The sequence below is a fragment of the Acidobacteriota bacterium genome, assembly GCA_030697165.1.
Taxonomy (GTDB): Bacteria; Acidobacteriota; Vicinamibacteria; order Vicinamibacterales; family UBA2999; genus 12-FULL-67-14b.
This window is the reverse complement of the sequence record JAUYQQ010000001.1, coordinates 287,070-300,979: the sequence shown is the minus strand read 5'-3', so window position 1 is coordinate 300,979 and position 13,910 is coordinate 287,070. Positions and strand designations below refer to the sequence as shown.

The 13,910-nt window shown below is 66.9% G+C and carries 10 protein-coding genes; 6 read left to right on the top strand and 4 right to left on the bottom strand.

Annotated elements, in window-relative coordinates; all coding sequences use genetic code 11:
- Nucleotides 1-95 precede the first annotated feature (95 nt).
- Nucleotides 96-1,226, top strand: coding sequence for a M42 family metallopeptidase (locus Q8T13_01220; GenBank protein ID MDP3716370.1), 1,131 nt, complete (start codon nt 96-98; stop codon nt 1,224-1,226).
- Nucleotides 1,227-1,428: 202 nt separating this feature from the next.
- A complete protein-coding gene (locus Q8T13_01215; protein ID MDP3716369.1) occupies nt 1,429-2,223 on the top strand; it encodes a PHP-associated domain-containing protein in 795 nt (264 codons plus the stop codon).
- A 93-nt stretch (nt 2,224-2,316) separates the two neighbouring features.
- On the opposite strand, the gene Q8T13_01210 is transcribed toward Q8T13_01215, so the two are convergent.
- The 3 genes from Q8T13_01210 to Q8T13_01200 all read right to left on the bottom strand — a co-directional run bounded on the left by Q8T13_01210 (nt 2,317) and on the right by Q8T13_01200 (nt 6,239).
- Nucleotides 2,317-3,063, bottom strand: a complete 747-nt coding sequence (locus tag Q8T13_01210) for a hypothetical protein (GenBank protein MDP3716368.1) — start codon at nt 3,061-3,063, stop codon at nt 2,317-2,319.
- A 66-nt stretch (nt 3,064-3,129) separates the two neighbouring features.
- Nucleotides 3,130-5,907 carry a phosphoenolpyruvate carboxylase gene (locus Q8T13_01205; GenBank protein MDP3716367.1) on the bottom strand — a complete coding sequence of 926 codons (2,778 nt, stop codon included), beginning with the start codon at nt 5,905-5,907 and terminating at the stop codon, nt 3,130-3,132.
- A gap of 89 nt (nt 5,908-5,996) precedes the next feature.
- On the bottom strand, nt 5,997-6,239 hold the full coding sequence (locus Q8T13_01200; protein MDP3716366.1) for a CsbD family protein: 243 nt from the start codon (nt 6,237-6,239) through the stop codon (nt 5,997-5,999).
- Between the two features lie 271 nt (nt 6,240-6,510).
- On the opposite strand from Q8T13_01200, the gene Q8T13_01195 reads away from it, so the two are divergent.
- Both Q8T13_01195 and Q8T13_01190 read left to right on the top strand, forming a co-directional pair.
- Entirely contained in the window at nt 6,511-7,248 is a 738-nt protein-coding gene (locus Q8T13_01195) for a polysaccharide deacetylase family protein (protein ID MDP3716365.1), read from the top strand.
- 285 nt (nt 7,249-7,533) lie between these two features.
- Entirely contained in the window at nt 7,534-9,354 is a 1,821-nt protein-coding gene (locus tag Q8T13_01190) for an AAA family ATPase (protein ID MDP3716364.1), read from the top strand.
- On the opposite strand, the gene Q8T13_01185 is transcribed toward Q8T13_01190, so the two are convergent.
- A complete protein-coding gene (locus Q8T13_01185; protein MDP3716363.1) occupies nt 9,344-9,562 on the bottom strand; it encodes a CsbD family protein in 219 nt (72 codons plus the stop codon). The two genes, Q8T13_01190 and Q8T13_01185, sit on opposite strands and share 11 nt — an antisense overlap.
- On the opposite strand from Q8T13_01185, the gene Q8T13_01180 reads away from it, so the two are divergent.
- Together Q8T13_01180 and Q8T13_01175 are read left to right on the top strand one after the other, a co-directional pair.
- Nucleotides 9,561-9,959: a response regulator gene (locus tag Q8T13_01180; protein MDP3716362.1), complete on the top strand. Its 399-nt coding sequence runs from the start codon at nt 9,561-9,563 to the stop codon at nt 9,957-9,959. The two genes, Q8T13_01185 and Q8T13_01180, sit on opposite strands and share 2 nt — an antisense overlap.
- 158 nt (nt 9,960-10,117) lie before the next feature.
- Nucleotides 10,118-13,909, top strand: a complete 3,792-nt coding sequence (locus Q8T13_01175; protein ID MDP3716361.1) for a PAS domain S-box protein — start codon at nt 10,118-10,120, stop codon at nt 13,907-13,909.
- The last annotated feature ends 1 nt before the right edge of the window (nt 13,910 follow it).

Sequence of the window (13,910 nt, the reverse complement as noted above, 5' to 3'; positions counted from 1 at the left end):
AGGCGCTATCGGTGCTATCGTCACCGTCGTCTGACCACACCCTTGGAGGATTTATGCGCACCGTTTCTCGTGTCGGGGTTCTTGTCGCTGGAGGCATGATGGCGCTCGCCGCGGCCGGGGCCGCCCAGGTCCCGCCGCCGCTCGACGCCACCGCACAGCTGCTCAAGGCGCTGTCGGAGGCCCCAGGCCCATCAGCGTTCGAAGAAGACGTCCGCCGCATCGTCGTCAACGAGTTCAACGCGGTTGGCGCCGCGATTGATTACGACGGACTCGGATCGGTGCATGCCACATTGCCCGGCAATACCACCGGGCCGCGCGTGATGGTGACCGCGCACATGGATGAAGTCGGCCTGATGGTCCAATACATCACCCCAGACGGATTCATCCGCGTGAAGACGCTCGGCGGCGTGCTCGATCAGGCCCTCCCCGATCAGCGGTGGACGATCCTCGGCCGCAATGGTCCCGTGATGGCGGTCAGCGGCCTGCGCACCACGCACGTCCTGCCCCCGGCACAACGCACGAGCGTCTGGTCGCTCGAAGACACGTTCCTCGACGTCGGCGCGTTGTCTCGCGAAGAGGTCGAACGCATGGGGATTCGTCCGGGCGACGGCATCGCGCCCCAGAGCGAATTTGCGGTGATGGCCAATGGCCGGTATGCGGGCAAGGCCTGGGACGACCGGGTTGGACTCGGCGTGATGATCGCGGCGGCGCGCCGCATCCGCAGCGAGGGTCTCACCTTGCCGGCGCAGATCATCTGGGTCGCGACCACGCAGGAGGAGATCGGGTTGCGCGGGGCGCAAACTGCGGTCGACAAGGCGCGGCCCGACATCGGCATCTCGATCGAGGCGGGGGTGTCGGCTGATTACCCGGCGATCGGGCCGACCCAGGCGCAGGAGCGGCTGGGCGGCGGGCCGGGCATTTTCCTGCTCGACAGCTCGATGATTCCCAACCGCAAGTTCCGCGATTTCTTTTTCGACGTCGCCCAGCAAGCGCGCATCCCGCTGCAGCCGAACGTGCTCACCGGGTACGGTGAGGATGGCGCTGAGATTCAGCGGTATGACACCGGACGCGCCACGGTCAATATGACGGTGCCGACCAGGTACCTGCACGGCCACACCGGCGTGATTCAACGGACGGATTTCGATCGCGCGGTGGAGTTGTTGCTTCAGGTGCTGACGCGGCTCGACGCCAAGACGGTCGCGCAGCTGTCGAGCTTCGCTCCGTAATCGCGCCGCCGCCGGGTGGGCATCGAAGGGAGTGGGGATCTTTTGTCTCTCCCGAGGCAGACATCCGCGCCGCTTGCCATGGCTGCCGGCCGACTTTGGGCCTAAGAGCGGCCCCGCGTTGCTGGAACCGTTGTTGCTTTACCAGATGTCGTGGGAGGCAAACCGCGTCAGCGCACCGGCCCCCGAAGAAAGGGTCGACGCCATGTTGAAGGTTGAACTCCATACCCATACCGCCGACGATCCCGTTGACCGCATTCCTCACACCACGGCCGCGTTGATCGACCGCGCGGTCACGCTCGGCTACGACGCGCTGGCGATTACGCTGCACGAACGTCAGCTGGACCTTCGGCGCTTCATGCCGTACGCCGCCGAACGCGGGCTGGTGCTGATACCCGGCGTCGAACGCACCATTGAAGGCCGCCACGTTTTGCTGCTGAACTTTCGCCATGGCGCGGAAGATGTGCGGACGTTCGCCGACCTGACCCGGCTGAGATCGCGGCAGCCCGGACTGGTCGTCGCGCCGCATCCCTTCTTTCCCGCGTCCGTGTGTCTCGGCCGTGATCTCGAGCGTCACGCCGGCCTGTTCGACGCCGTCGAGCGCAACGCCGCGTTCACGCGGTTGATCGATTTCAATCGCCGCGGCGAGGCATGGGCGGCACGTCACGGCAAGCCGGTGGTCGGCAACTGCGACGTCCACCGGCTGTGGCAACTGGGCTCGACGTATTCGCTGGTGGACGCGGCGCCGGACGCCGGCGCGATCTGCGACGCCATCACCGCAGGGCGGGTGCAGGTCAAGAGCCGGCCGCTCACCTGCGCCGAAGTCGCGCGCGTGGCGGCCCTCCTGGCGTTCGGACATCTCGGTCCGACATCAGCCGGGCTTGGAACGGACGACCCGGCCGCCCTCGGGATCGACTCCAATGAATACCGGATCCAGAGCAACGATGGCGCCAGGCTCAGCCTGCGGCTACCCGGCAACCGTGCGCTCCGCGTGCGCTGACAGAGGGCGAATCCGTGCTTCCTTTGTCGTGAAGCGCCGGGTGCGGGCTGACGACGCCCCGGGCGGGAGGGTCGTCAGCCCGCAGCGGCCCCGCTACGACGTCGGCAGGTGGAGCAGGTAGTGCACGCCGCCCCGATTCAGCCAGACCCGCACGTACTCGCCGCCACGCAGTTCCGCCACCCACGCTTCGTTGCGGGGGGACGAGCCTGAGGTGACCTCGCTGATCTCGCTGTCCGGAATCACCACGGCGAGGCCGCGGCCGGCGACCGACCCGTTCGAGACGAACTCGACCCATCGGCCGGCCCGCATCGTGGCACCAGCGGCAGGCGCTTCGTCCCCGAGTCTGAGGCTGTAGGTTCCGGCGGCCAGGCGCTTGCCGTCGGCCATGGCGGCGCGCGGCAAGGCGACCTGCCCCGGTCGCACTTCGGGCACCGCCGCCGCCAATTCGGCCGCTGCCGCGGCTTCTTTTTCGGCCTCGGCTCGTTCCGTTTCCGCCCGCCGCGCCGACTCGGCCTGTGCCGCCGCCTGCCGCTTGCCCGTCTCGATTGCCGTCTGTACGCGATCGGCGGCGGCATTGACCTGGTCGATCAACTGGCCGGTCCGATCGTACGAACGGCTCATCGCAAAACTCTCGGACTGCGTTGCCAGTTCAGCGTCGAGCTGCGCGACCACGCCCTGGGCCTCTGCGAACGCCTCGGGGGCGTGGGTCTTCGCCTCGGGGCCGAGCGCGTCGAGACGCGACTTCGCGGCGTCGACCCGGCTAGTGGGGGGGGAGGAACATCCCGCGGCCAGCACCGCGATCGCCAAGCTCATCATTAATTGCGACACGCGTACGCTCATTGGCTTTACCTCTAGTAGACCTTACCGCCGACATGCGCTCGCGAGCAAACCGCCAGGCCAGCTCCCTCAGCCGGTGTTGCGCAGGCCCGCCGAGATGCCGTTGATCGTCGAGGCCAGCGCGTAGTCGAGGGCTTCGTTGCGTTCGCCGGCACGGGCCCGGCCGAGGAGCGTCACCTGGATGAGGCTCAGCGGATCCACGTACGGGTTGCGAAGCCGGATCGATCGTGCCAGCACGGGATTCTTTTCGAGCAGCTCCGACTGTCCCGTCACCTGCAGGACGAGGCGCCGGGTGCGGGCGAATTCGCCGGCCAGCCGCCCGAAGACGCGGTCGCGCAGGGCCGCGTCGGTGACGAGCGCGGCATAGCGCGCCGCAATCGGGAGGTCCGCCTTGGCGAGGCCGATCTCGACGTTGCGGACGAGGTCCTGGAAGAACGGGAACGCCTGCATCATCTCGCGCAGCAACGCGGCCGGTTCAGTGCCGCGTCCTGCGAAGCGATTGAGGGCGTGACCCACGCCGAACCAGGCGGGGAGCACGTGACGGCTCTGCATCCAGCCGAAGACCCAGGGGATCGCGCGCAGGTCGTCGAGGCCGCGCGTCTCGCCGCGCCGCGCCGGCCGCGACCCGATGCGCGCGTGCTCGAGTTCGGCGACCGGGGTGGCCTGCTCGAAGTAGGGGAGCGTGTCGGGATGCTCCGCGATCTCGGCGCGATAGTACGCGTAGGCATCGTCGGAGAGCGCCGCCATCGCCGCGTGCCAGCGGGCCTGATCGGCGGGGGCGGGGGGGCGCAGGTTGACGCGGGCATCGAGTGCGGCCGCCACCATCAGCGACAGGTTGCGCTCGGCCAGCACCGGGTCCGAGTACTTCCAGTTGAGGACCTCGCCTTGCTCGGTGATCTTGATCGCGCCAGCGAAGGCGCCCGGCGGCTGCGACGTGATGGCGCGGTGCGTCGGCCCGCCGCCGCGGCCGACCGTGCCGCCCCGGCCATGGAACAGGCAGAGCCGGACGCCGCAGTCGCGGGCGACCTCGTGCAGCGCCTGGTGTGCGCGATAGATCTCCCACGTGCTCGTCAGCATCCCGCCATCCTTGTTGGAGTCGGAGTACCCGAGCATCACCTCCTGCCGGCCGCCCCAGGACGTGAGCAGCCGCGCGTAGTCGGGGCGGGTCCACAAGTTGCGGCAAATCCCGGGCGCGGCCCGCAGGTCCGCGATCGACTCGAACAGGGGGACCGGCATGACGCCGGGGTCATCGTCCCGCGCGGCCACCTGGACGCCGCTGGTCTCGAGGAGCCGCACCAGCGTGAGCACATCATCCACACCCTGGGCGCCGCTGATGACGTAGCTCCGAATCGCCTGCGGGGGATACTCGCGCTTGAGGGCGCCGATGCCTCGGAGGTGGTCGAGGAGCGCCCGCGTGTCGGCGGAGGGCGCTGCCGGCAGCCCCGGGGGATCGGTGGCGCCGTCGAGGTCGGCGCGCGCCCGCGCATGCACGCGCGCGTGCTGGCGCAGGTCGAGCGCGTGGAGGTGGAAGCCGAACGTGTCAACCTGCTGCAGGAGCGGGTCGACCAGCTGGGCCGCCACGCGTGCGCCGCCATGTGCCCGCAGGCTGTCGCGGATAATCTGCAGGTCGCGCGCGAACGCGGCCGCGTCGGGATAGCCGTGGTCCGCACCGGGCTGATGGCGCACCGCGCCTAGCCGCCAGCCCATGTAACCGAGCAGACGCCGGTACACTTCAGTGTCCGACCGGCTGTCGGGCATCGGGTCGAGCGAAGGGATCGTCCGCGAGTACTCCGCGAGACGTTGCTGCAGCGCCTCCGACACGGGCACCCGCAGCGTCGAGGCACTGAGCCGTTCAACGAGCGCTTCCAGCCGGCCGCGGTAGGCATCGAGGATGGTCTCGCGCGCCATCCGCAGGGCCGCGCGCGTGACGTCCGGGGTCACGTGCGGATTGCCGTCGCCGTCGCCGCCAATCCAGGAGCCGAATCGCACGACGCGTGGCAACGCGTCCATGGCCGGCGCCTCGCCGTACGCGTCCGCGAACGCCGAGCCCAGTTCGGCATACACGACGGGGATGGTGTCGATCAGCACATCGGCGTAGTAGTCGAGGCCCATTCGCACCTCGTCGATCACCGACGGCCGGCGGCGTCGCACGTCGTCGGTCTGCCACAGCGCGGTGACCTCGGCCACGATGATGGCTTCCTGCGCGGCCGCCTCGGCGTCGGTCAGCGGCACCCGGTCGAGCGCATCGAGCGCCGCGGCGATCCGGCGGTGCTTGAACAGGACCGTCCGGCGCGACACCTCCGTGGGATGGGCGGTAAAGACCGGCACCACCTCGACCTCGCGCAGCCGATCGATCACCGTGTCGGCGTCGAGCCCCGCGTCACGCAGGCGCCGCAGCGTGCCGGCCGGGGTGCCGGCTTGTGGCGTCTCGCCGGTCCGCAGCCGCGAGGCCCGGCGGCGCCGACGGCGATGAGCCGTTTCCGCGAGGTTCGTGAGATCGAAGTAAATGGCGAAGGCGCGCGTCAGACTGTAGGCTTCGTCCACCGGGAGTGCGCTGACCAGCTGATCGGCCTCCTGCATCAACGCGACGCCGGTGGCGTCCGTCTCGCTGGCGTCCGCCGCGCGCTCACGATGCCGGATCGCGAGCGTCCGCAGCGCCTCGACCGCGTCGAACACCCGCGCGCCGGCCTGCTCCCTGATCACGTGGCCGAGCAACGTGCCCAGCAGACGCACGTCGCGGCGAAGCGGGGCGACCTTCAACTCGACGTCGGTGGCGACGAGTTCGGCCAGGCGAGACGCCGGATCCTCGTGTCCCCAGAGCGGGCGGGTGTCGGAGTGCTGTGCCATGGACATACTGTACGAGGCCGTCGGACGACTGCTGCAGCGAGCGCTACAACAGCCGCCAGCCGGGCCTCACGTATCTCTCGTCGCGTCAGTTACTTCTTGATGGCGTCGCCGACGTCTTTGATGGCTTCGCCGACCTTGCGCTTGGCCGTGCCGTATCCTTCACGCACTTCACCGCCCGCCTCGTCTGCGACTCCCTCATCGCGCAGGTCGGCGTTGCCAGTGGCCTTACCAACCTCTTGCTTGACCTGGCCCTTGACCTGATCGAACTTGCCCTTCAATTCATCGTTGTTTGGCATCGTAAACTCCATGTTGCGCTCGCGGGATGCCAACATCCCGAATGGCAGAGCAACCGCGGCGCGTTACCTCGAATTTCAGCAAGAGCCGTGCCCTGTCCGTCTGCGAGTGACGGGCTGGTCGCCGTTCGACGTCCGACCGGCCGGCATCGACGAGCTGTGCCATGGGCGGGTCAATGCGGGCCTGGACCGCGGCAGGTCCTTCGCCGTGACCCGGAACGGCGCCCCGGTGATTGACGGGATCGTGAGAGGATAGCCTTATGTCACGCGATGCGCCGCCGATCGTGTTGCTTTTGAGCGTCCCTCCACCATGCCTCTGCTGATCGTGCTCTTGGTCGGCGCGGCGGTCCTGGCGCATGCCGCGCCGTTTCCCTTCCTGCTCGAGGCCTTTCGTCCGTCGCGTTCAGTCTGGCATGTCCCACCCACACCAGGCGCACCGCCCACGATCTACCTGACCTTCGACGATGGGCCGAATCCGGTGTGGACGCCCCCGCTGCTGGACGCGCTGCGCGAGCAGGGGGCCCATGCCACGTTCTTCCTGATCGACGATCACATCACCCCGGAGACCGCAGCGATCGTCAAGCGCATCGCTGACGAAGGGCACGCCATTGGCCTGCACAGCGGGACACGGGCCCAGATGATCGAGGATCCCGAGGCGCTCGCGGCGTGGCTCGACGACCGTGCCGACCGCATCGAGGCGATTGCCGGCGAGCCGCCCTGCCGGCTGTTCCGTCCACACGCCGGGTGGCGCAGCGGCACGATGTACGAGGGCCTTGAAGACGCGGGTTTCACGCTCGCCGGTTGGAGTTGGGGCATGTGGGACTGGGATTGGTGGCGTGAGCCGTCCGGCGACCACGTGGCCAGGAAGATCGTGAAGAAGGCGTCACCGGGCGACATCGTGGTGATTCACGACGGCCACCACAAGAATCCCCGGGCGGAGCGTCGGCATGCCGGTGAAACCGTGACCCGCCTGGCGCCGCTGCTCCGCCAGAAAGGGTTTCGGTTCGGCACGCTGTGCGACCCGGCCTCTAGCCGCACAGCAGAATAATCTCAGGCCGGTAGGCCGCCTGGACCGGCGCGCCAGCTCGTCAGCTCTACCGAGCCGTCGCCCCGCGACTTGGCCAAGCGGCTCGAGGATGGGGTGCCTCTGAACCAATACGACAAAAGTGCAATCATGTGTTCCAAAAAGATACACGCGTGGAGCCGAGCGCATATCTGATCTAACAATTCAAGCCTAAATATTCAAATTCGTGGCTTTGCCTCTTGGCAATGTCTATGCTCTAGATGATTTGTAACGACTTTATAGTCATATTGAGTCATACAAATGATGGGCATGAGTATCGGCGCACTAGTACCTTTCCAGCCTCAGGCAGACACGCTGACCTACGAGGCTTTCTATGGCTTGAAGGAGAAGGCGTTCAGTCTCAACGCCGACCCGCGATTCCTGTATCACAGCCCGTCGCACGCGGCCGCGTTCGAGAACCTGCTCGCCGGCATTCGGCGTCGTGAAGGCCTGCTCGTCCTGACCGGAGAGATCGGCAGCGGCAAGACGATGCTGTGCCAGGCCGTGCTCAAGAACCTGGGCCGCAAGACGTTCAGCTCGTTTGTCCCCGATCCGTTTGCCTCGCGCGAAGACCTGCTGAAGACCCTACTGCTTGATTTTGGCGTGCTGACGGTCCAGGAGCTCACGACCGGGTCGCTGCAACGCGCGTCGCGCACCGAGCTCAGCTACCTGCTGGCCGGGTTTCTCGAGTCGCTCTCGGCGCTCGATGCGTTTGTCGTGGTGATCATCGACGAAGCGCAGAACATGTCGCTGCCGCTGATCGAGGAGACCCGCATCCTGTCCGACTCCTTTGGCGGCAAGGGCGGCTTGCAGATCGTGTTTGTCGGGCAGCCCGAACTCCACGCCAAGATGAAGCTGCCCGAGATGCGGCAGGTCGATCAGCGCGTGTGCGGCTACAACCATCTCGTGCCGTTGACGCGCGATGCCATGGCCGGCTACCTCCAGCACCGGCTGCACGTCGCCGGACTCAACCGCGAGCGCGTCCTGTTTGCTCCCGACGTGGTCGACCTGCTGCATCGCCGCTCCGGCGGCGTGCCGCGCCTGATCAACCGGGTCTGCGATCGCGCGCTCGACCTGGCGCACCGGCAGCAATTGGCCTGGGTCGACCGCGAAATCCTCGAGACCGCGCTGATCGAGGTCGGCGCCTCGACGCTCACGCCGACGTGGGATGCGATCATCTTCCCGATGCCCGCGCTGGTCGCCCCGCCCGACGCCGCTGCAGAGCCCGTGACCGCAGCAGAACCCGTGACGGTGGCAGAACCGGCTGTCGTCACCGCGCCGGCACCGGCTGCGCCTACGATCAGTGTGGATTCCGCCGAGAAGCTCCTGGCCCGTGTCGACGTCATGTGGGATGCCACGCTGCTCGACGAGGGCGCCGAGGACTTTGACAAGACCGTAAATGAATGGCTGACGCAGGAGCTCGAGGCGACGTCCCGCAAGCTCTCGCCGCTCCCGGCCATCGCCGCGCACACCAGCGACGCGAAGACGTCAAGGCCAGCAACGGCCAACAAGAGCGTCGTGACGCGTGAAACGCCGGCGAAATCTGGCTGGATCGACATGGAAGGTGAGCTGCTACCCGAGACCTATATCCACCGGCTCGCACGCAGGTGGGCCAAATGGGCGGCCGTCGCCATGCTGTGTACTGCGGCCTTGGGCGCGGCCGGGTCCGTCGCGTCGCGTCTGCCTGCCCAGCTGTCGGCCATCACGCAGGCCTCGCCCACACTGCCAACCGCGCCGGTCTTCGCGGTTCCAGCCCTTCAAGCGGTGGCGGGGCCGTCCGTCGAAGCGCCTGTTCCGTCCGCCGAAACGCCCGCTCCGGCGGCAGCCGCCGGCGACTATCTGGTCGCGGTCGGACTGTTCGCGGACCTCAATCGCGCCGACTGGCTCGTCCAGGAACTGACGCTGGCCGGCCTGCCCGCGAACCAGCGGCCGTTCCAGTTCCGCGGCCGTGAGGTGCAACAAGTAGTACTCGGACCGTTTGCCAACCGCGCCGACGCGGTGGCCGGCCTGCGGCGGCTGCGGCAACTGGGCGGATACGACGACGCGACCGTGGTGAACACGGTCGCGTCCGCCGCGTCAGTTACTTTTTGATCGCATCGCCGACGTCTTCGATGGCTTCGCCGATCTTGCGCTTGGCCGTGCCGTATCCTTCGCGCAATTCGCCGCCGGCCTCGTCCGCCACGCCCTCGTCGCGCAGGTCGGCGTCGCCAGTGGCCTTGCCAACCTCTTGCTTGACCTTGCCTTTGATCTGATCGAACTTGCCCTTCAGCTCATCATTGTTCGGCATCGTGGACTCCATGTTGCGCTCGCCGGATGCCAACATTCCGAATGGCAGAACAGCCGCGGCGCGTTACTTGGTGATTCAGGGGCTGGACCTCATTGCCCGCGAGCATCCCGACGTCGCCATCATCGACATTGGCCTGCCTGAACTCGACGGCTACCAGCTGGCCCGCCGCGTTGGCGCGCACCACCAGGGCGCTAGGATGATGCTGGTCGCGCTGACCGGGTACGGATCTCCGCTCGATCGCGACCGGTCCGTCGAGGCGGGGTTCGATCATCACCTGGTGAAGCCGGTCGACTTCGACGAGCTCGGGCGACTGCTTGACGCGCGCGCCGCAACGCCGGCGTACCAGCAGCCGCGTTTCAAGACACCATTGCCGGACACCGGCGGCAGCAGGCCTGACCAGGCCACCTGAATCGGACTGGTGAAGAGCACGGTCGTGCTCGGCCCAACACGGCTCAACCGTATTGTTCCGGCATTCCACGTTTCGGTTGTCTAAACTGACGAGCTGGTCACGGTTCGACGTCATCGTGGTGATCGATATAATTCGATGCATACGATGGTCACCGAAACGTGAAGCGACCCGCGAGTGTTTCGGAAGAGATGCGTCTGCGCCGGACGGTGCGGGACTTGGTCGCGCTCTCGGCCCTGCCCGCCGCCTGGACCGGTCTGGGCCTCGACCGGATCGCCGCTAGCCTGGCCGACGTACTGCTCGACACAGTTTCCCTCGACGTGATCTTCGTCCAGCTGGCCGCACTGGACGGGGACGGCGTGGTTGAATGCGTACGCCGAAAGGACCGCACCGACGCAGTGCCAGTCGAGGTGGCGAGGGCGGCGTTCGCGCCGCTCTTATCCAGCGATCAGGCCGAATCGTCTGTGACGCTCTCCGATCCGTTCGGTGACGGGCCGCTGCATGTCACCGTCACCCCCGTTGGCGGTGAGGGAGTGCTCGTCAGCGGTTCGCGCCACCCCGACTTCCCGACCGAGTGGGATCGGGCGCTCCTAGGAGTCGGGGCCAACCAGGCGGCGATTGTCCTCGAGCGGCGGCGGGCCGAACAGGAGGTCCGGGCAAGCGCCGCGCGCAAGAGCGCGATCCTGGAGACGGCGCTCGATTGCGTGATCACGATGGACCACCTGGGAAAGGTGGTCGACTTCAACCCGGCTGCGGAACGCACCTTCGGCTATTCTCGTGGCGATGTCATCGGGCGTGACCTTGCCGATCTGATCATCCCGCCGTCGCTCAGGGAGCGACATCAGCGGGGGATTGCGCATTACCTTGCCACCGGGGAAGGCCCGGTCCTCGGCCAGCGGCTCGAGGTACCGGCCGTGCGCGCGGACGGCAGCGAGTTCCCCGTGGAGCTGGCCATCACTCGCATCGTGACCGACGGCCCGCCGCTGTTCACGGCCTACCTGCGGGACCTCACCGACCAGAAGCGTAGCGAGCAGCATCGCAACATCCGAGTGGCCGTTACGCAGGCCTTGAGCAACGCGTCCACGGTGGACGAGGGCGCCATCGGCGTGCTGCAGGCGGTCTGCGCGAATCTCGGCTGGGACGTGGGCTTCTTCTGGAAAGTCGACGGCGCTCAAACCGCACTCGTCTGCAGAAAAAGCTGGCACCGGCCCGACCTGCCGGTGAGCGAATTCGAGGTGGCGAGTTTCGGCCGCGTGTTTGAGAAGGGTGAAGGGCTACCGGGACATGTCTGGGCCACCGGCAAACCGCGCTGGTTGCTCGACGTGGTGCGAGACGCAGACTTTCCCAGGGCCGCTTCCGCCGCCCAGTTCGACCTCCACAGCGCCTTCGCCTGCCCGGTCGTGATCGGCGACCGCGTGAGCGGCGTCATCGAGTTCTTCACCCGGCGCATTCGGGAGCCCGAGGCCGACCTGCTCGAGATGATGGGGACGGTGGCAGGAAGCCTGGGCCAGTTCATCGAGCGGAAGACTGCCGAGGAACAGTTGCGGGACAGCGAAGAACGCTTCCGCAGCATTTTCGGCCAGACCGTCGCCGGGATCGCCCAAACTGACATCACCGGCCGGTTTGTGCTGGTCAACCAGCGCTACTGCCAGATGGTCGGCCGCCCCGCCGAGGAGTTGGCTGGCCTGCGGATGCAGGACATCACCCACCCCGACGATCTACCCGGCAACCTGCCCTTGTTCCAGGCAATGGTAAACGGCGGCCCGCCCTTCGTCATCGAGAAGCGGTACGTTCGCCCGGACGAGTCGCACGTCTGGGTGAGTAATAGCGTCTCCCTGATCAGCAACGGCGACGGTCGCCCGATGTATGTGGTGGCCGTAGCCATGGACATTACCGATCGCAAACGAGCCGAGGTCGAGCGGCAGTGCGCCGAGGCGGCGCTTCGGGAAAGCGAGGAGAAACTTCGCCTGCTTGCCGATACGATCCCGCAACTGGCATGGATGGCCAGGCCGGACGGACACATCTTCTGGTACAACCGCCGCTGGTACGAGTACACCGGGACGACGCCGGAGGAGATGGAAGGTTGGGGTTGGCAATCGGTTCATGACCCGGCGACCCTGCCAAAAGTGCTGGACCGGTGGCAGGGATCCATCGTCAGCGGCGAGCCGTTTGACATGGTGTTCCCCATCAAAGGTGGGGACAGGCAGTTTCGACCGTTCCTGACACGCGTCAACCCGCTGCGCGACGAGCGCGGGCGCATCCTGTATTGGTTCGGGACGAATACCGACATTAGCGAGCAAAAGCGGGCCGAGGAGAATTCCCGTTTCCTGGCCGAAGCCAGCGCCGAGTTGGCGGCCGTCGTCGATTACGAAAGCACGTTGCAGAAAGTTGCGAATCTGGCTGTCCCCCGTTTTGCCGACTGGTCCGCCGTGGACCTGGCGGACGACGACGGCAGTCTGCGGCGGCTGGCCGTCGCCCACCAGGACGCCGACAAAGTCGCCCTGGTGCGTGAGTTGATGCGGGAATACCCGCCAGATCCCCAGTCGCCGACTGGGGGCTACGCCGTTCTTCGCACCGGCAAGCCGCAAATGATCAGCGAGATTCCTGACGAAATGCTGGCGCAGGCGGCGCAGGACAAGCGCCACCTTGCCCTGATCCGTTCGCTCGGGCTGAAGTCCTACATCTGCGTGCCGCTGGTCATTTCCGGCCGGACGCTCGGCCTGCTGACCTTCGCGACCGCCGAATCCGGCCGGCATTACACCGAGACTGACCTTGCCTTGGCGATGGACTTGGCGCTTCGGGCGGCCGTTGCCATTGAGAACACGAAGCTATACCAGGCGTTGCGCGAAGCCGATCGGCGCAAGGACGAGTTCCTGGCGACGCTGGCTCACGAACTGCGCAACCCGCTGGCTCCCGTCCGCAATGCGCTGGAGATCCTCAAGATGCCGCGGGTCGATGCGCAAACCGCTGAGCGCTCACGCGAGATCATGGAGCGGCAGGTGCAGCATCTCGTTCGACTGGTCGACGACTTGCTGGACATGTCGCGTGTGATGCGGGGCAAGGTTGAACTCCGTAAGGAGCGGGTCGAACTCGCCACCATCGTGGCCAGTGCGATCGAGACGGTGCAGCCGCTCGTTGACGCCCAGGGACACCGGTTGCAGGTTCGCATCTCCGCCGAATCGCTGGTGCTCGACGGCGACCCAATACGGCTCGCCCAGGTCGTCGGCAACCTGCTGACCAACGCGGCCAAGTACACGGAGCCGAACGGTCAGATCTGGCTGACGGGGGAGCGGGCCGGCGGCATGGTGGTGCTGCGGGTGCGGGACAACGGAATCGGCATCGGCAAAGAAATGTTGCCCCGCGTTTTCGAGTTGTTCGAGCAGGCGGACCACGGCTCCACCAAGACGCAAGGCGGGCTGGGCATCGGGTTGACGCTTGTGATGAACCTTGTCGAGATGCATAACGGGACCGTCGAGGCCCGTAGCGAGGGACTGGGCCAGGGGTCCGAGTTCGTGGTACGACTCCCGCTCGCGGAGCAGACGGTGGAGCAGGATCATGGCTCGGCCACAGCGGCGCAGGCAGATCACGTTGCGCCGCCTTCCGGCAAGCGGCTCCTGATCGTCGATGACAATCGAGACGCCGCAAACAGCCTCGCCATGCTGCTGCAGCTGCAACGCCATGAGGTCCGTGTGACCTACAGCGGCCTGGCCGCGCTGGAGATGATCAAGACCTACACACCGGACGTGGTGTTACTGGATATTGGGATGCCGGGGATGGACGGCTACGAGGTCGCCCGCCGCATTCGCCAGACGCCGGGCCTGGGGACTGTGGTGCTGGCGGCGTTGACCGGCTGGGGCCAGCAGGAGGACCGCCGCCGTACCGCGGAGGCGGGTTTCGACCATCATCTGGTCAAACCGCCGAGGCCTGAAGTCCTGGAGAAGTTGCTCGCTTAGG

Excerpts from the sequence above, each read along its gene's own strand:
- Q8T13_01210 (MDP3716368.1), bottom strand. The coding sequence starts at position 3,063 with ATGAGCGTACGCGTGTCGCAATTAATGATGAGCTTGGCGATCGCGGTG.
- Q8T13_01205 (MDP3716367.1), bottom strand. The coding sequence starts at position 5,907 with ATGGCACAGCACTCCGACACCCGCCCGCTCTGGGGACACGAGGATCCG.
- Q8T13_01200 (MDP3716366.1), bottom strand. The coding sequence starts at position 6,239 with ATGTTGGCATCCCGCGAGCGCAACATGGAGTTTACGATGCCAAACAAC.
- Q8T13_01215 (MDP3716369.1), top strand. The coding sequence starts at position 1,429 with ATGTTGAAGGTTGAACTCCATACCCATACCGCCGACGATCCCGTTGAC.
- Q8T13_01180 (MDP3716362.1), top strand. The coding sequence starts at position 9,561 with ATGTTGCGCTCGCCGGATGCCAACATTCCGAATGGCAGAACAGCCGCG.
- Q8T13_01190 (MDP3716364.1), top strand. The coding sequence starts at position 7,534 with ATGAGTATCGGCGCACTAGTACCTTTCCAGCCTCAGGCAGACACGCTG.
- Q8T13_01185 (MDP3716363.1), bottom strand. The coding sequence starts at position 9,562 with ATGGAGTCCACGATGCCGAACAATGATGAGCTGAAGGGCAAGTTCGAT.
- Q8T13_01195 (MDP3716365.1), top strand. The coding sequence starts at position 6,511 with ATGCCTCTGCTGATCGTGCTCTTGGTCGGCGCGGCGGTCCTGGCGCAT.
- Q8T13_01220 (MDP3716370.1), top strand. The coding sequence starts at position 96 with ATGATGGCGCTCGCCGCGGCCGGGGCCGCCCAGGTCCCGCCGCCGCTC.